At 71.7% G+C, this 16,493-nt stretch carries 19 protein-coding genes and 1 pseudogene; 11 read left to right on the top strand and 9 right to left on the bottom strand.

Annotation, left to right across the window (positions count from 1 at the left end):
- Window positions 1-6 precede the first annotated feature (6 nt).
- The 3 genes from CP975_RS04765 to ung all read left to right on the top strand — a co-directional run bounded on the left by CP975_RS04765 (window position 7) and on the right by ung (window position 3,300).
- Window positions 7-762: an SDR family oxidoreductase gene (locus tag CP975_RS04765; protein WP_055535290.1), complete on the top strand. Its 756-nt coding sequence runs from the start codon at window positions 7-9 to the stop codon at window positions 760-762.
- 173 nt (window positions 763-935) lie between these two features.
- A complete protein-coding gene (locus CP975_RS04760; protein WP_055535289.1) occupies window positions 936-2,519 on the top strand; it encodes an ABC transporter substrate-binding protein in 1,584 nt (527 codons plus the stop codon).
- Window positions 2,520-2,616: 97 nt separating this feature from the next.
- Window positions 2,617-3,300: a uracil-DNA glycosylase gene (gene ung / locus CP975_RS04755; RefSeq protein ID WP_055535286.1), complete on the top strand. Its 684-nt coding sequence runs from the start codon at window positions 2,617-2,619 to the stop codon at window positions 3,298-3,300.
- 69 nt (window positions 3,301-3,369) lie between these two features.
- Here the strand turns inward: ung and CP975_RS04750 are convergent, their stop codons facing one another.
- Window positions 3,370-3,855, bottom strand: coding sequence for a DUF3224 domain-containing protein (locus tag CP975_RS04750; RefSeq protein WP_055535280.1), 486 nt, complete (start codon window positions 3,853-3,855; stop codon window positions 3,370-3,372).
- 118 nt (window positions 3,856-3,973) lie between these two features.
- Here CP975_RS04750 and CP975_RS04745 point away from each other — a divergent pair, with 118 nt between their 5' ends.
- The 3 genes and pseudogenes from CP975_RS04745 (at window position 3,974) to CP975_RS04740 (ending at window position 5,522) form a co-directional block, all read left to right on the top strand.
- Window positions 3,974-4,831 carry a helix-turn-helix transcriptional regulator gene (locus tag CP975_RS04745; RefSeq protein WP_481059255.1) on the top strand — a complete coding sequence of 286 codons (858 nt, stop codon included), beginning with the start codon at window positions 3,974-3,976 and terminating at the stop codon, window positions 4,829-4,831.
- Window positions 4,771-4,935 (top strand): annotated as a pseudogene (locus CP975_RS36750) (WCX domain-containing protein); the annotation flags it as partial. The gene CP975_RS04745 and the pseudogene CP975_RS36750, both read left to right, overlap by 61 nt.
- Window positions 4,936-5,033: 98 nt before the next feature.
- Window positions 5,034-5,522: a tetratricopeptide repeat protein gene (locus tag CP975_RS04740; RefSeq protein ID WP_055535306.1), complete on the top strand. Its 489-nt coding sequence runs from the start codon at window positions 5,034-5,036 to the stop codon at window positions 5,520-5,522.
- Between the two features lie 263 nt (window positions 5,523-5,785).
- Here the strand turns inward: CP975_RS04740 and CP975_RS04735 are convergent, their stop codons facing one another.
- Together CP975_RS04735 and CP975_RS04730 are read right to left on the bottom strand one after the other, a co-directional pair.
- Window positions 5,786-6,250, bottom strand: a complete 465-nt coding sequence (locus CP975_RS04735; protein WP_150476601.1) for a hypothetical protein — start codon at window positions 6,248-6,250, stop codon at window positions 5,786-5,788.
- 131 nt (window positions 6,251-6,381) lie between these two features.
- Window positions 6,382-6,975 carry a TetR/AcrR family transcriptional regulator gene (locus CP975_RS04730; protein ID WP_055535887.1) on the bottom strand — a complete coding sequence of 198 codons (594 nt, stop codon included), beginning with the start codon at window positions 6,973-6,975 and terminating at the stop codon, window positions 6,382-6,384.
- 137 nt (window positions 6,976-7,112) lie between these two features.
- Here CP975_RS04730 and CP975_RS04725 point away from each other — a divergent pair, with 137 nt between their 5' ends.
- Entirely contained in the window at window positions 7,113-8,357 is a 1,245-nt protein-coding gene (locus CP975_RS04725; RefSeq protein WP_055535889.1) for an FAD-dependent monooxygenase, read from the top strand.
- A gap of 28 nt (window positions 8,358-8,385) precedes the next feature.
- The gene (locus tag CP975_RS04720; RefSeq protein WP_055535891.1) at window positions 8,386-9,294 is read left to right on the top strand and encodes a Gfo/Idh/MocA family protein; all 909 of its coding nucleotides are present in this window, start codon (window positions 8,386-8,388) and stop codon (window positions 9,292-9,294) included.
- Here CP975_RS04720 and lnt read toward each other — a convergent pair.
- From lnt to CP975_RS04695, 4 genes are all read right to left on the bottom strand, one after another.
- Window positions 9,215-11,281 (bottom strand): apolipoprotein N-acyltransferase, encoded by a 2,067-nt coding sequence (lnt, locus tag CP975_RS35685; RefSeq protein ID WP_246201399.1) that lies wholly within the window; start codon window positions 11,279-11,281, stop codon window positions 9,215-9,217. The genes CP975_RS04720 and lnt overlap by 80 nt on opposite strands.
- A 175-nt stretch (window positions 11,282-11,456) precedes the next feature.
- Window positions 11,457-11,963 (bottom strand): nuclear transport factor 2 family protein, encoded by a 507-nt coding sequence (locus CP975_RS04705; protein ID WP_055532292.1) that lies wholly within the window; start codon window positions 11,961-11,963, stop codon window positions 11,457-11,459.
- 97 nt (window positions 11,964-12,060) lie between these two features.
- Window positions 12,061-12,552: an NUDIX hydrolase gene (locus CP975_RS04700; RefSeq protein WP_055532290.1), complete on the bottom strand. Its 492-nt coding sequence runs from the start codon at window positions 12,550-12,552 to the stop codon at window positions 12,061-12,063.
- Between the two features lies 1 nt (window position 12,553).
- Entirely contained in the window at window positions 12,554-12,703 is a 150-nt protein-coding gene (locus CP975_RS04695; RefSeq protein ID WP_420712218.1) for a hypothetical protein, read from the bottom strand.
- A gap of 190 nt (window positions 12,704-12,893) precedes the next feature.
- Here CP975_RS04695 and CP975_RS36745 point away from each other — a divergent pair, with 190 nt between their 5' ends.
- Window positions 12,894-12,971, top strand: coding sequence for a 50S ribosomal protein bL37 (locus CP975_RS36745; RefSeq protein ID WP_466231358.1), 78 nt, complete (start codon window positions 12,894-12,896; stop codon window positions 12,969-12,971).
- A gap of 177 nt (window positions 12,972-13,148) precedes the next feature.
- Window positions 13,149-13,514, top strand: a complete 366-nt coding sequence (locus tag CP975_RS04690; RefSeq protein WP_055532298.1) for a cupin domain-containing protein — start codon at window positions 13,149-13,151, stop codon at window positions 13,512-13,514.
- 40 nt (window positions 13,515-13,554) lie between these two features.
- Here CP975_RS04690 and CP975_RS04685 read toward each other — a convergent pair whose 3' ends face one another.
- Together CP975_RS04685 and CP975_RS04680 are read right to left on the bottom strand one after the other, a co-directional pair.
- Entirely contained in the window at window positions 13,555-14,427 is an 873-nt protein-coding gene (locus tag CP975_RS04685) for an undecaprenyl-diphosphate phosphatase (protein WP_055532288.1), read from the bottom strand.
- A 302-nt stretch (window positions 14,428-14,729) separates the two neighbouring features.
- Complete coding sequence (locus CP975_RS04680; RefSeq protein ID WP_167532801.1) at window positions 14,730-15,200, bottom strand: winged helix-turn-helix transcriptional regulator; 471 nt, start codon at window positions 15,198-15,200, stop codon at window positions 14,730-14,732.
- A gap of 108 nt (window positions 15,201-15,308) precedes the next feature.
- On the opposite strand from CP975_RS04680, the gene CP975_RS04675 reads away from it, so the two are divergent.
- Window positions 15,309-16,478, top strand: coding sequence for a thiolase family protein (locus tag CP975_RS04675; protein WP_055532284.1), 1,170 nt, complete (start codon window positions 15,309-15,311; stop codon window positions 16,476-16,478).
- The last annotated feature ends 15 nt before the right edge of the window (window positions 16,479-16,493 follow it).

The raw sequence follows: 16,493 nt of genomic DNA, 5'->3' as shown, positions 1-16,493 counted from the left end.
AAGACCATGACTGGACGGGACAGCGGGAAGGCCGCGCTCATCACGGGCGCGAGCCGCGGCATCGGCTACGGCATCGCCGAGGCACTGGTCGCCCGGGGCGACCGCGTCTGCATCACCGGACGCAACGAGGACGCTCTCAAGGACGCCGTCGAGAAGCTCGGCTCCGACCGGGTCATCGGCGTCGCGGGCAAGGCCCACGACGTGGCCCACCAGGCAGTCGTCGTCGAGCGCATGATGGAGGCGTTCGGCCGCGTCGACTTCCTCATCAACAACGCCGGTACGAACCCGGTCTTCGGCCCGCTGGCCGAGCTGGACCTGGACGTGGCACGCAAGGTGTACGAGACCAACGTCATCTCGGCGCTCGGCTTCGCCCAGCAGACCTGGAAGGCCTGGCAGAGCGAGAACGGCGGCGCGATCGTGAACATCGCCTCCGTCGCCGGCGTCTCCGCCTCGCCCTTCATCGGGGCGTACGGGATGAGCAAGGCCGCCATGGTCAACCTCAGCCTCCAGCTGGCGCACGAGTTCGCGCCGAAGGTGCGCGTGAACTCCATCGCGCCCGCCGTCGTCAAGACCAAGTTCGCCCAGGCGCTCTACGAGGGCCGCGAGGCCGAGGCGGCCGCCTCCTACCCGCTCGGCAGGCTCGGCGTGCCCGAGGACATCGGCGGCGCGGCCGCCTTCCTCACCTCCAGCCAGTCCGACTGGATCACCGGGCAGACACTCGTGGTCGATGGCGGCATCTTCCTCAATGCGGGCGTCGGCTGACGTAGGACGTACAACCGTCGGGTACGCGGTCAAAAGAGACGTACACGCTCATCAAGTGCCCCGTCGGCGCCAGCAGTTGGCACGGCGGGGTGCTGCGATATTGTCTGCCGATCCCATGGCATGGCCGATCGAGGAGCGTGCGCGTGTTCAGTGAAGTTCCCCCCGCGAAGCGTATGAGGGGTCGGCGCCAGCTCGCGGCGCTCGCGTCCATGTCCCTGCTCGCAGGCTGCGGGGTGCTGTCCTCCGAAGGACCGGACGAGGAACAGCGGATAACCGTCGGCACGATGAGCGCCCCCAGCACCCTGGATCCGGCCAAGGCCTGGGACAGCTCCTGGGAGCTGTACAGGAACGTCTTCCAGACGCTGCTCAGCTTCCCCTCGGGGGCCACCGAGCCCGAGCCGGACGCCGCGGAGTCCTGCAAGTTCACGGACGCCACCAGCACGGTCTTCAGCTGTGAGCTGCGCGAGGGGCTGAAGTTCTCCGACGGCGACGAACTGGACGCGGCCGCCGTCAAGTACTCCTTCGACCGGATGCGGACGCTCGAGGCCAAGGGCGTGGTGAAGGGCGGACCGATGGGGCTGCTCGGCTCGCTCGACACGGTCCGCACCAAGGGCGAGCGGACTGTGGTCTTCAAGCTCAAGAAGGCGGACGCCACCTTCCCGTTCGTACTCACAACGCCCGCCATGTCGATCGTCGACCCTCAGGACTATCCGGCGGACAAGCTCCGCGAGGGCAACGAGATCACCGGTTCGGGGCCGTACGTCCTGGAGGCGTACACACCCAACCAGAAGGCCGAGCTGGTCAAGAACAGTCACTACCAGGGCGCGGCCGACGTCAAGAACGAAGGCGTCACCATCCGCTACTTCAAGAAGTCGTCGGCGATGGTCGACGCCCTGAAGGACAAGCAGATCGACGTGACCTTCCGCGGCCTCGACTCCGAGGACATCGTCGCCATGCAGGGCAAGGGCCGGCGCGAGCAGGACATCGAACTGGTGGAGGGGGCGGGCACCGAGATCCGCTACCTGGTGTTCAACACCAAGGACCCCTGGGCGCGGAAACTGCCGGTCCGGCGGGCCTTCGCGCAGATCATCGACCGCGGCGCCATCGCCCACAAGATCTACAAGGACACCGTCGAGCCGCTGTACTCGATGGTGCCGCGCGGCCTGACGGGCCACGCCACCGGCTTCTTCGACGACTACGGGAACCCCAGCACGGCCAAGGCCAGGAAGATCCTGACCGACGCCGGCATCAACGAGCCCGTGCCGCTCACCCTCTGGCACACCTCCGACCGCTACGGATCGGCCACCGCCCCGGAGTTCGCGGAGCTCAAGCGGCAGCTGGAGGCGTCGGGGCTCTTCAAGATCACGATCAAGAGCCGTCCGTGGACCGAGTTCCAGGAGGGCTACAGCAACGGCGAGTACCCGGTCTTCGGGCGCGGCTGGTTCCCCGACTTCCCCGACGCGGACAACTTCATCGCGCCGTTCGTCGGCCCGAAGAACGTGCTCAACACGCCGTACGTCTCCAAGGAGATCACCGACGAGCTGCTGCCGCGCCAGCGCAGGGAGACCGACCGGGGCGCGGTGATCGACGACTTCGAGCGGGCCCAGGAGATCCTGGTCGACGACGTCAGGCTGCTGCCGCTCTGGCAGGGCAAGCAGTACATCATGGCGAGCGAGGAGATCGCGGGCGGCGAGCGGGCCCTGGACCCCTCGTCGATCATGATGATGTGGGAGTTGCAGCGCAAGACCAGCTGGTAGCGGGCGACCGGGGCCGGGCCCGGCGGGCGCGGGGCCGATTGTCAGTGGCCGCCGGTAGGTTCTTCGAGGAAGTGATCGCACACCGGAGGTTGTTGACGTGACCGACATCGCCATGCTGCCCGCGTCCTGGCGCGGAGTCCTCGGCGAGGAGCTGCAGAAGCCCTACTTCAAGGAGCTGACCGAGTTCGTCGAGCAGGAGCGGGCGAGGGGTCCCGTCTACCCGCCGCGCGAGGAGGTCTTCGCCGCCCTCGACGCGACGCCGTACGACCGGGTGAAGGTCCTGATCCTCGGCCAGGACCCCTACCACGGCGAGGGCCAGGGCCACGGGCTGTGCTTCTCCGTGCGCCCCGGAGTGAAGACCCCGCCCTCGCTGCGGAACATCTACAAGGAGATGCGGGAGGAACTCGGCCACCCCGTGCCGGACAACGGCTATCTGATGCCATGGGCCGAGCAGGGCGTCCTGCTGCTGAACGCGGTGCTCACCGTCCGCGCGGGTGAGGCCAACTCCCACAAGGGCAAGGGCTGGGAGAAGTTCACGGACGCGGTGATCCGCGCGGTGGCCGACCGCCCCGACCCCGCCGTCTTCGTGCTCTGGGGGAACTACGCCCAGAAGAAGCTCCCGCTCATCGACGAGGAGCGGCACGTCGTGGTGAAGGGCGCCCACCCCTCGCCGCTCTCCGCGAAGAGGTTCTTCGGCTCGCGTCCCTTCACGCAGATCGACGAAGCGGTGGCGGCGCAGGGGCACGAGCCGATCGACTGGCGGATCCCGGACATCGGCTGAGCAGGTCCGTGACGCGACCGCGCGCCCGCGCGCCCGCGCGACCGTGTGACTGCGCGGCCGCTCGGCCACTCAGCCGCGGATCGCGTAGTCGAACGTGTACGGGGTGGACTTCTCCCCGTGCCGCGCGGTGAACGTGCCGGTCCCGGTGAGCCCCGCCAGCTCACCGGTGCCCGAGCCGGGCACGACGGTGAAGGCGCACTCGATGCCGTCGGCGACGAACGACCCGTGCTGCTCGATGACGAACGACCCCTTGTGGCCGTCGAGCGTGCCCTCGATGAACTCGTAGCCCACGTATCCGCCGGTCGTCTCGCTGGTGTACGCGATGGTGTACTCGCACGAGGTGCCCGCGGCCTCGATGGCGCCGCTGTAGTCGTTGGCGACGGCGGCGTGGGCGATGCGGGGGCCGCCTTCCGCGCCCGCGACGGGCTGCTCGTCCCAGGCGGCGAAGGTGAAGCTCCCGGTGGCGGCGGTGGTCTCGGTGGTAGTCGCGGTGGCGGGCGTGGTCTCGGCGCTGGTCGCGGTGGCGGTCGTGGGCGTGGTCGTCGTCCTGGTCACGTGAGTAGTCCTCCTGGAAGTGCCGGCCGCCGAGCGGCTGGACGGGGCTTTCGCCGTCGGGAGGACTCTGCCGCGGGTACCTGACATCTTCTGTCAGGTACGGGCAGACTTGGGGCCCATGCGCGCCGACCGGCTTCTCGCCCTCCTTCTGCTGCTCCAGAACCGCGGGCGCATGACGGCGCCCGAACTCGCCGAGGAACTGGAGGTCTCGGTCAGGACCGTCTATCGGGACGTCGAGGCGCTCGCCGCCTCCGGAGTGCCCGTGTACGCGGAGCGGGGCCCGGCGGGCGGCTTCCGGCTCGTCGACGGTTACCGCACCCGGCTGACGGGCCTCACCGACGACGAGGCCGACTCCCTGGCCCTGGCCGGGATGCCCGGGGCCGCGGCCGACCTCGGCCTCGGCGCGGAACTGGCCACCGCCCAGCTGAAGTTGAGTGCGGCACTGCCCGCCGGCCTCGGGGAGCGTTCCCGGCGCATCCAGGAGCGCTTCCACCTCGACGCGGCGGCGTGGTTCCGCACCGCCGAGCCCGCGCCGCAGCTGGCGGTGGTCGCCGAAGCCGTGTGGCGCCAGCGGGTGCTGCGGGCGCGCTACCGGCGCTGGAGCGGCGAAGTCCGGCGGGACCTGCATCCTTTGGGGCTCGTCCTCAAGGCGGGCAACTGGTACCTGGTGGCGGCCGCCGACGGCGACGTACGTACGTATCGGGTGTCGCGGTTCCTGGCGGTGACGGTGGCGGAGGAGGCGGGCAGACGCCCCGCCGGATTCGATCTGGCGGCGTACTGGCAAGAGGCGTCGCGCGGGCTTGAGGCTCGGATCCTGCGGGGGACCGCGCGGCTGAGGGTGACCCGGACGGGGCTGCGGCTGCTGCCCGTGATGTTCGGCGCGGCGGGGGAGCGGGCCGTGGAGCGGGCGGGCGCGGCGCCGCGGACGGCTGGGCCGAGACCGAGCTCGAAGTGGAGTCGCTGCCGGTGGCCGTGAGCGACATGCTCAGGCTCGGCCTGGAGGCCGAGGTGCTCGCGCCGCCCGAACTGCGCGCCGCGGTGGCCAGGAGAGTCACCGGGCTGGCCCAGCGGTACGCGTGAGCGCCGCCGCCGGTGAACGTGCCTGACCATGATTGTCAGTGGTGGCCGCTAGCGTCGTGAGGGATGGGGGCGATGGCCGTACGACCATGGAGGACCCGGTGACGGAGCAGCAGGAGCAGACGGCGGAGGACGCCATGATGACGCGGATCGGGCAGGCGGTCATGCTGCACCACGGCGGCGACCGCGAGGAGGCGCAGGGCCGCTTCCTGGGTCTGTGGGGGGAGATCGGCGAGGACGGCGACGCGCTGCACAGATGCACCCTCGCGCACTACATGGCGGACACACAGGAGGACCCGTCGGCCGAACTGGCGTGGGACCTGCGGGCGTTGTCGGCGGCGGACGAACTGACGGACGAGCGTCTGAACGCACACCACCAGTCGCTCGCGGTGCGCGGCTTCTACCCCTCCCTGCACCTCAACCTGGCGGCGGACTACATGAAACTGGGCCGCCCCGAAGCGGCCCGCAGCCATCTGCGCCGGGCGCGCGGCGCGGTGGGCGCGCTGGAGGACGACGGGTACGGCAACGGCATCAAGGCGGCCATCGCGAGGCTGGAGCGGGAGGTGGGGGAGGGGAGCGAGGAGGAGTGAGGAGGAGGGGGGAGTGGGGAGGAGTGGGGGAGCGGCCGGGAGGGGCGGGGTGCAGGGGAGGGCTCGGGGGTGAGGTCGCTCAGCGGCGGACACGGGGGTGTCGCCGCTGGGCCCAAGGCCCCCGAGGGGCTCGGGGGCCTCGCCGAAGGCCTCCGGGCCCCACCGCTGGGCTCGGAGCCTCGCCGCTGGGCTCGAGGCCTCGCCGAGGGGCTGAACCCCGCCCGCCCGGGGCCGGTACTCGCCCGGAGGCCTGGCGCGTCGCCTCAGCGGCCGTACGTCTTCCGGCAGATGACTGACTGGGGGCTGCCCGGTTGCCACCCTCCGTAGGCCTCGCCGAGCGCGCACACGTCGGCGACGGGCGGCCTGGGGGACGGTGCGGGCCGAGTGGCTCCGGCGTCGGGCCGCGTCGCCGGGGGCCTGCGCTCCGGCACCGGCGGCGGCTTCGGCTGCTCGGAGCGGGGTGGCGGGAGAGCGGCGCGGGTCTCGGCGGCGGGGATCCGGGGGGCGGGACGGCGGGGCGGGTCCACGCGCTGTAACACCTCCCGCGCCGGGGGCTCCTCGATCTGCGGCCGGCTTCTCCCGTCCGTGCGGGGTGGGGTCGGCGACGGGGTGGTCACGGCAGGCCCGGGCCCGGCCGGCCGATCGACGCCCACGCAACCGGAGGCGGTGACCGAGACGGCCAGGGAGAGGAGGAGGGCGGTGGTGGCGGAGGCGGTCGGTCGAGGCATCCGCACAACTCTCGGGGTTCCAGCGGACGTTGGGGCCGGGACGAGGTGGGATTGCCCCACACGGGTGACGGGGTGGTTCGTGCACGGCGCGGCAGGACCGTGGGGGGAGCGGCCCCGTTCGGACAGCCCGATCAGGCGGGGAGCATCCCGCGCAGGAGTTCACCCACCGCCACGCGCAGATCTTCCTCTGTCGGCGTCGTGGCGTGGTACGAGCCCGCCACGCACGAGAACATCAGGCCGTCGCACCAGGCCACCAGGGAGAGCGTGTGGCGTTCGGGGGTAGGTGAGCCCGCTGCTCGAAGGACGGCCGTGAGCGGCTCTCTGAACTGGGCGCCCGCGGCGTCGTAGTACGTACGCAGTTCCGGTCTGCGGGTCGCTTCGAGGGCCAACTCGTAGCGGGAGACGAGCAGGCGGCGGTGTTCGCCGGCCAGGAAGCGGTGCAGGGCCAGCGCCAGGCCCGCGGCGAGGTGGTCCCGGCCGGCCGCCGGGTCGGGCAGCCCGGCGGGGACGAGTACGTCCGCCTCCCGCTCCGCCTGCCGTCGTACCGCCGCCTCCAGGAGCGCGAGGCGGGTGCGTGCGTGGTTGGAGGTCGAGCCCTGCGGCAGCCCCGCCGCCTCGTCGACGGCCCGGTGCGTGAGGCCGCGCATGCCCCGCTCGGCGAGCAGGGCCAGAGCGGTGTCGGCGATCAGTTCGGTGCGGGGCGCCCCCGCGCTGCGTACGGACATGGCGGAAACACTACCCCGTTCACTACAGGTGTAGTACGGTCTCCCTATCGGTCACTACAGCTGTAGTGGCGAGCTGGGTGACACGAGGTGGATGCCACGTACGCGGCCACCGGGTACGGCACCACGGAGGAGGAGCCATGAACGAGCAGCCCCACGCAGTCGTCATCGGCGGCGGCATCGGCGGCCTCACCGCGGCCATCGGTCTGCACGAGTCCGGTTGGAGCGTGAGCGTCCTGGAACGCGCCGCCTCCCTGGAGCCCGTGGGCGCCGGCATCGGGCTCGCTCCCAACGCCCAGCGCGCCCTGGACGTCCTCGGCCTCGGGGACCGGGTCCGCGCCCTGGCCTCCTGGCAGGGCCAGGGCGGCATGCGTGCCCCGAACGGCCGCTGGCTGGTGCGCACGAGCGCGGCCGAGGCCGAGAAGACGTACGGCGGCACGCTCGTGACGCTGCACCGCGCGACCCTCGTCGACCTGCTGGCCTCGGCGTTGCCGGACGACGCCCTGCGGACCGGCACGGGCGCCCGCCTCGCGGATCCCGGCGCCGCCCACCGCCGGGCCGTCGTCGCCACCGACGACGGGGACATCGAGGCGGACCTCGTCGTCGGCGCGGACGGCATCGACTCCGCCGTGCGAGCGGCTCTCTTCCCGGCACACCCAGGGCCCGCGTACGCCGGATTCACCGCGTGGCGTTTCGTCATTCCCGCGCCCGAGAAGCCCTTCACGCCGCACGAGACCTGGGGCCGTGGCGGCGTCTGGGGCACGCATCCGCTCAAGGACGGCCGGGTGTACGCGTACGCCACGGCCCGGCTCCCCGAAGGCGGCAGGGCGCCCGACGACGAGAAGGCCGAACTGCTGCGCCGCTTCGCCGACTGGCACGACCCGATCCCCGGCCTGATCGCCGCTGTCAGGCCCGAGGCCATCCTGCGCAACGACGTCCGCTACCTCGCGACGCCGCTCGCCGCCTTCCACCGGGGCCGCGTCGCCCTCGTCGGCGATGCCGCGCACGCCATGACACCGAGCCTCGGTCAGGGCGGCAACCAAGCCATCGAGGACGGTGTCGTGCTGGCCCACCACGCGGCGCCCGGCGGCGACCTCGCGGCAGGCCTCGCCGCCTACAGCGCGGCGCGGATCCCCCGCACCACGGAGATCGTCCGGCGGGCCGCGCGCGCCTCCCGCGTCACCCACCTCACGAGCGGCCCCCTCATCGCCATGCGCGACGCCCTGGCCGCGACGGCCTCGCGGCTCGGGCCGAACCTCATCATGCGCGGCTTCGCCTCCATCGCCGACTGGAGCCCGCCGCAGGCCCCGTATGCTGCGGGAACGGCGACCGGAGCCGCCGCGCGCACCGCGCGGGCCCCGGGTCGCGAGCCAGCACAGCGGTAGGCGAGCAGTGGACGGTAGGGAGACAGTGGTGAAGATCGGCTGCATCGGACTCGGGGACATCGCCCAAAAGGCGTATCTGCCGGTTCTCACCACCCAGGCCGGCGTCGAGCTGCACCTTCAGACGCGCACGCCCGCCACGCTCGCGCGGGTCGCGGGCGTCCACCACATCCCCGACGCCCACTGCCACACCGACCTGGACGCGCTGCTCGCGCAGGGCCTGGACGCCGCGTTCGTGCACGCGCCGACCGCCGCGCACCCGGAGATCGTCACCCGGCTCATCGAGGCGGGCGTGCCGACGTACGTCGACAAGCCCCTCGCGTACGAACTCGCCGAATCCGAGCGCCTCGTGCACCTCGCCGAGGACCGCGGTGTCAGCCTCGCCGTCGGCTTCAACCGCCGCTACGCGCCCGGATACGCCCAGTGCGCCGACCACCCGCGCGAGCTGATCCTGATGCAGAAGAACCGCGTCGGGCTGCCCGAGGACCCGCGCACCCTCGTGCTCGACGACTTCATCCACGTCGTGGACACGCTGCGCTTCCTGGCGCCGGGGCCGATCGACCACGTCGGGGTGCGCGCCCGGGTCGTCGAGGGGCTCATGGAGCACGTCGTGCTGCAACTGGCGGGTGACGGCTTCACCGCGCTCGGCGTGATGAACCGGCTGAGCGGCTCCACCGAGGAGGTCCTGGAGGTCTCCGGGCAGGACACCAAACGGCAGGTGGTCAACCTCGCCGACGTCATCGACCACAAGGGCCAGCCCAGTGTGCGGCGGCGCGGCGACTGGGTTCCGGTGGCCCGGCAGCGCGGCATCGAGCAGGCCGTCCTCGCCTTCCTCGACGCCGTACGCGCGGGGAAGGTGCTCAGCGCCCGGGACGCACTGGCGACCCATGAGCTGTGCGAGCGCGTGGTCCGCGCCGCTCAGGGACAGGGCGCCGCCTGAGGGCTCGCGCACCCTCGGCCGCGCAGAGCGCCCCGAGCACCACGAGCGCGCCGTGCACGGGCCAGTCGCCCCATCTGACGTACGCGGTGGTGCCCTTGCCCAGCGGTACGTCGTACACCGCGGCGGCGCTCGCCGAGGTGCCGAGCGGGGTGCCGAGGCGTGAGCCGTCCGGGGCGTGCACCGCGGAGACGCCGGTGAGGGTGGCGTGCACCATCGGGCGGCCGGTCTCGGCGGCGCGGACCGCGGCGAGCGAGGCGTGCTGCTCGGGGGCCCAGCTGGCCTGGAACGACGAGGTGGCGGACTGGGCGAGCAGCAACTGTGCGCCGTCACGGGTCAGTTGACGGCTCATGTCGGGGAACGCCGACTCGAAGCAGACCAGCGGCCCGACCCGCAGGCCGTGCCCCGCGTCCATCACCACCTGGCGGTCGCCGCGCCTGCGGTCCTCGCCGGCCGCCTTGCCGACGGAGGTGGCCCAGCCGAGCAGGGAACGCGCCGGTATGTACTCGCCGAAGGGCACGAGACGCATCTTGTCGTAGCGGTCGCCGGTCGGGCCGTCCTGGCCCACGAGCACGGAACTCTTGAATATGCCGGGCCGGTCGGAGCGGCGAGCGTCCACGTTCACCAGGATGTCCGCGCCGATGTCGCGGGAGAGCGCGGTGATGCGGCGCGCCACGTCGGGCCGGTCCGCCAGGTCGAAACCGACGCTGCTCTCGCCCCACACGACCAGGTCGAGGTCCCGCCCCGCGAGCGAGCGGGTCAGCGCTTCCTCGCGCTCCAGCCGCTTCCCGGCGCCGTCGATGACACCGGGCTGCACGACGGCGACCCGAACGTGCCCCGCGACTTCGGGCCGGGGCGCCCAGGCCCAGGCCGCGACGGCGGTGACGGCGACGGCGACGAGCCCGGCCAGGGCGGGGGCGGCGGGGCCTTTGTGCAGAGGGGTTGGTGCGGGTGTGAGGGGTGAGGGGTGGGCTGCTGTCGGTCCGGGTGTAGTGGGCGTCGGGTGGGGTGCGGTGGGGCCGGATGTAGCGGGCGTCGGGTGGGGTGCGGACGGTCCGTGGGTGCCGGAGGCCTCGGGGGCTGAGGCCTGGGGCGCCCTTGGCCCGGCGGTGATGGATGCCTCGGGGGCTGAGGCGAGGGGTATTTCCGGCCCGGCGGCGCCGGATTCCTCGGCGCCTCGGGCCCGGGGCGACGGCAGTTCCGCTGTACCGGATATCCGGAGGCCAGTGGTCCGTTGTGCCTTCGGCACGGTGGCCACGGACGTTTCCGGCCGCGCCGTCGCGGGCGTCCCCGACACACCGGCACCGACCGTCTTCCGCTCGCCGAGCCCCGGCGCCCCGCCCTCTCGGGAAGCCGGCCGGCGCAGGCGCCTCGCAGTCGGCACCCCGCGCGCCATCCACGCGACGGCCAGCAGCGTGATGGCCGTGTTGACGGCCACCACCAGCGCGCTCAGCAGCCACACCCCACCCACCGAGGCCAGCCGCAGGGCCGGGGGCAGTTGCCATTGGCTGGAGCCGAGCAGGCCCCAGGGCCCGCCCAAGCCCTCCCAGGACCTGACCAGTTCGACCATCAGCCAGGCCGAGGGGAGCACCACCAGCGCGGCCGCGGCGCGCCCCGGCGTGGGTACGCCACCGAGGAACCTGCGCACCAGCCGGCCCCACGGGGCCCACAACAGGCCGAGCAACGCGGCGATGACGACCGTGAACACATGCAGGCTCGGCAGCAGCCAGTGATGCACGGCGACCATGAAGCCGAGGCCGCCGAGCCAGCCGTCGAGCATGGCCCGCCGCCCGGTCGCGGCCGTACGGACCAGGAGGATCCACGGCACCAGCGCCACGTACGCGAACCACCACAGTGACGCGGCGGGGAACGCGAGGGCCGGCAGCGCCCCGGTCAGGACCGCGATGCCGCCCCGCCACCAACGTGAGGTGAGCAGCGGCTCGGCGCGGAGCGCGGGCCGCCCCCGCCGGTCGTCGCCGAACAGATCCATGCAGCGCCTCCCTCGGTCCCCGACGCCCGGTCGTGTACCCAGTGTGCGTGCCGCTGACGATCTAGAACAGTGGGCATTTGTTCGGGTGGCACGGGCTGCTGAGGGGCGTGGCGGGCTGTGGCATGGCGGGCGTGGCGTGGCGGGTCGCGGCGGGCGAACTGCCGTGCGGGAGGCGTCAGTCGTCGACAGGCGTCGAGCGCGGCCGGTCGCCGCCCCGGCGCCACTTCTCCCGCACGGCCACCGCCCGCATCCGCCAGCCGCTGGACGTACGCACGAGCGAGAAGGCGTAGCGCCCGCCGCAGATGAAGTCGGGGGCCGTGGAGGCGCCGGGGGCATCGGGGTCGCCGGGGCCGGCGGCGAACCGCATGGGGTTCACATAGTCGGCCTGAAGGCGCGCGGTGTCACCGATGTCCTGGTCCAGCGCGCCGAACTCAAGCCTGCGGTTGACGATCAGATGCTGGCGCATCGGGAACATCCGCATCGTCCCGGCCAGCCACGCGGCTACCTCGGCGTACCCGCCCTCGATGCCGCCGGCCGAGCGGTAGTCGGCGCGTCCTTCCGGGGTGAACAGTTGCTGGTAGGCGTCCCAGTCACCGTCGTCGACGGTCACCGCGTACTCGGTGATGAGGGCATCGATGGCCAACCGGTCGATCACGGCGGCGAGTTCCACGCGCTGCGTCATCGGCTCAGTGTTGGGCACGGGCGGTGCCGAGCCAAGGGGCTTGCAATGAAGAGGAGTCGGCGTGGCGGCCGGGAGTGGACGGACGGCGGCCCCGACGTCACCGCGCCGATGAGCGATCCTGGAGCGCGCGGCTGACGAGGTCGTGGATCAGGAACTCCCCGGGGGAACGGTTCTCCTTCAGCCGTTGCAGCTGCCCGGGGCCGAACCAGCCGTACGCGCTGTGCTTGGACCACTCAAGAGCGGGGCGGTTCAGGTCCCCCTTGACCTCGACGACGTAGTCGGCCTCACGCCGCACGCCACCGCCATCGTCCCCGGTCCACTCGGCAACGCCGAGGAACAGCCGCACATGCCGCAGCAGCCAGCCGGTCTCTTCCTCGATCTCGCGCGCGAGAGCGTCGAGAAGCGCCTCGCCGGGCTCGACATGACCGCCGACGATGTCCCAGCTGTCGGGGAAGAGGCGACGGCCGGGCCCCCGCTTCTGGGCGAAGGCCTCGCCGCGCTCATTGAGGATGACCGCGCCGACGGCCCAGGTCTCCCCGGCGGCGGGAACGGGCACCCGGACCCCGGGGGCGAGGGTGAACGGCGGCACCTCAGGCCGCTTTGACGATCTCTTCGCGGACCGCGGCCGCCCACTCCGTCACCAACTGCTCGTACTCTCTGCGCTGCTCGGCGCTGAGGCGGCCGCCGGCGCGCAGCCACAGGCCGCGGATCCTCTCGTTCAGTTCGACAGAAGACCGCACGGAACCACGGGGTGGTGGGGTTAAGGGCATGGCGCCAAGCCTAGGGGATACCTACGACAATCGGAACTGTCAGCTACCACACACCTCCACCCCGTGATCAATCACGTCACCGGCTCCCGGGTCGCCACGCCCATATCCGTATGGAACGGTGGAAAACGACCCATCGGTCCCTACCGGAAGAGGTGGCGACATGTCCTCGAAGCGACGCCGCAAGAAGAAGGCCCGCCGCAAGCACGCGGCCAACCACGGCAGCCGCCCTCAGTCCTGAGGTTCCGAGGGCCCCGAGCCCCTGGAGCCGGGGCGAGACCCCGGTTGGCATCCTCCGGTTGACAGGCAGAGGATGGAGTGAAAGGGGTCGGCTGGTGATGTCGGCCGTGGACCCCGCGGCGGCGACGACTGACTCCCGGAGCATGGGCAGGGTATGGCCCGAACGGAGGAAGTCATCATGATGGAGGTCAAGACGGTCGAGAAGCCGGACGAACAGCTCGAGTTCCCCCATGGCCACCTCGAAGCCGTCCATCTCACAGGACTGGACTTCGCCGTGGCCACCTTCGAGCCCGGCTGGCGCTGGTCCGAGTCCGTGGCGCCGCTCACCGGTACCGAGAGTTGCCAGATCCACCACAACGGCTGCGTCATCCAGGGGCGGATGCACATCCGCATGGACGACGGAGGCGAAAGCGAAGTCGGACCGGGCGATGTCTTCGTGTGCTCGCCCGGTCACGACGCCTGGGTCGTCGGCGACGAGCCGGTCGTGCTGTACGACTTCGCGGGGGGCATGGCCCAGGAGTACGTAAAGGGGGCGGAGGCCTAGCGCAGGCCGGCGAGGGGCGCAGAAGCGGACGACGCGCCGCTCAGCCCGCCGACTCGCCCGCGTGCGGGCTCAGCACACCCATGCTGACCAGCACGACGAGCACGATGCCGAGCAGGATCCGGTAGTAGACGAACGGCATGAAGCTCTTGGTGGTGATGAACTTCATGAACCAGGCGATGACCGCGTAGCCGACCACGAACGCCACGACCGTCGCGAAGATCGTCGGCCCCCAGGAGACGTGCCCCTCGCCCGCGTCCTTCAGCTCGAAGACGCCCGAGGCGAGCACGGCGGGGATGGCCAGGAGGAAGGAGTAGCGGGCCGCCGCCTCGCGGGTGTAGCCCATGAGGAGGCCGCCGCTGATCGTGGCGCCGGAGCGGGAGACGCCCGGGATCAGCGCCATCGCCTGGCAGAGGCCGAAGATCAGGCCGTCCTTGACGCCCAGCTCCTTGAGCCCCTTGCGGTGGCGTACGGCGCGGTGCTTTCCGCCCGTCTCGACACGGGCCGCGAGGCGGTCGGCGATGCCGAGGACGATGCCCATGACGATCAGCGTGGTGGCGATCAGGCGCAGGTCGCGGAAGGGGCCCTCGATCTGGTCCTTGAACGTCACGCCGAGGACGCCGATCGGGATCGAGCCCACGATGACCAGCCAGCCCATCTGCGCGTCGTGGTCCGAGCGCGGCACCTTCCCGAGGAGCGAGCCGAACCACGCCGACAGGATCCGCGCGATGTCCTTGCGGAAGTAGATCAGCACGGCGGTCTCGGTGCCGATCTGCGTGATCGCCGTGAAGGCCGCGCCGGGATCGTGCCAGCCCGCGAACGCCGCCGTCAGCCGCAGGTGCGCGCTGGAGGAGATCGGAAGGAACTCGGTCAGTCCCTGGACGAGCCCGAGGATGAAGGATTCAAGCCAAGACATGAGAACTGCGCCGTCCAAGTACTGATCATCAGACCGCGCGAGCGGTCACAGCGGTCATCGAGGTCATCAAGGTCGTAGAGGAGCGTGGCTGGGGCGTGCGGGAAGAAGCGTGCGGGAGCCGTGCGGGGAAGAGCGTGCGGGAGGCGGAATGCCGGGACGCGAGGGGTGATCGTGCCCCTCGTCGTGGGGCAGCGTAGCGGCCTTGGGTTACGGGACCGCCGGGAGGGCCGCCTCGTCTGCGCCGGGCCGCCCGGCGCCGACCGTGTCGCAGGCCGCGTCCCGGCCCCGCGTCGGGCCGCCGTTCAGGCGGCCGAGGGCCCCGTCGTCGTCCAGCCCGGGGTCTGGGGATGCGCGGTGAGGTCCTCGTGGCGGACCGCGTCGCCGCAGGCCGCGCAGGTCACCACGGGGACCAGTTCATGACCGCACACGTGCTCAAGGATCATCGGGCGGCCGTCGTCCCCGCGCAGATGCCGGTCACCCCACGCCATCAGGGTCATCAGGACCGGCTCCAGTTCGAGGCCCGCCCGCGTCGGCCGGTACCGGAAGCGCTGCGGACGCTCGCTGTAGACGACCTTCTCCAGGACGCCGGCCTCCACCAGTCGGCGAAGGCGTGCGGCGAGGACGTCGCGGGGCGCGCCGATGTTGCGTACGAGCTGGTCGAAGCGTTCGTTGCCGAGGCACACCTCGCGCAATACGAGCAGGGAGTACTTCTCGCCGACCAGGGCGAGGGCATCGGCGATGGAGCAGGGACGCGGATCCTTCATGCGGGGCAGTCTAGGGGGCGCGTCCGAGAGGGTTTGATTTTCCAACTCACGAAGTTATGGTGAGTCCAGATTTCCTACTCACTGGTATCTCCCTCGGTAGTCGAAAGAGGCCGCACCATGCGTGACGCCGTCATCGTCGAAGCCGTACGCACCCCCGTCGGCAAGGGCAAGCCCAACGGCGCCCTCGCCGGCGTCCACCCCGTCGAACTCCTCGCCCACACCCTGCGCGCCCTCGTCGAGCGCAGCGGAATCGACCCCGCCCTGGTCGACGACGTGATCGGCGGCACCGTCGACCAGGTCGGCGAGCAGGCCATGAACACCACCCGCTACGCCGTCCTGTCGGCGGGCTTCCCCGAGTCCGTGCCGGCGACCACCGTCGACCGGCAGTGCGGCTCCTCGCAGCAGGCCGTGCACTTCGCGGCGCAAGGCGTCATGTCGGGGGCGTACGACATGGTCGTGGCCTGCGGCGTGGAGTCGATGAGCCGCGTACCGATGTGGTCGAACGTGCCCGCGGGAGCCGACCCGTTCGGGCCCGGCATCGCCGAGCGCTACCCCGACGGCCTGGTCCCGCAGGGCATCAGCGCCGAGCTGATCGCCGCCAAGTGGTCCATCGGGCGCGACCGGATGGACGCCTTCGCCACGGCCTCCCACCAGCGGGCCGCGCGCGCCTGGGACACGGGCCTCTTCGACGCCGAGACCGCGCCGGTCGCGGGCCTCACCCGCGACGAGTCGGTGCGCCCCGCCACCACCCCCGAGGTCCTCGCCGGTCTCAAGCCCGCCTACTACGACCCCCAGTTCGGCGAACGCTTCCCGCAGATCGACTGGTCCGTGACGGCGGGCAACTCCAGCCCCGTCAACGACGGCGCGTCCGCCGTCCTCATCACCACCAGCGAGCACGCGGCCCGGCTCGGCCTGCGCCCGCTCGCCCGGCTGCACAGCTTCGCCGTCACCGGCTCCGACCCGCTCATGATGCTCACCGGCATCCTGCCCGCCACCGAGAAGGTGCTGCGCAAGGCGTCGCTCAGCCTCGACGACATCGACCTGTTCGAGGTCAACGAGGCCTTCGCGAGCGTAGTTCTGGCCTGGTTGCAGGAGACCGGCGCCGACCATGAGAAGGTCAACGTCCACGGCGGGGCCATCGCCCTCGGCCACCCGCTCGGCGCCAGCGGCACCCGTCTGATGACCACGCTCGTACACGCGATGCGCCTGCGCGGCTCCCGGTACGGCCTACAGACCATGTGCGAGGCCGGCGGGCTCGCCAACGCGACGATCCTCGAAGCGCTCTGAAGGGCCCCGAAGCCC

The organism is Streptomyces alboniger, from assembly GCF_008704395.1.
Lineage (GTDB): Bacteria > Actinomycetota > Actinomycetes > Streptomycetales > Streptomycetaceae > Streptomyces > Streptomyces alboniger.
The sequence above is the reverse complement of the archived record's forward strand: the minus strand, read 5'-3'. Positions and strand labels throughout refer to the sequence as shown.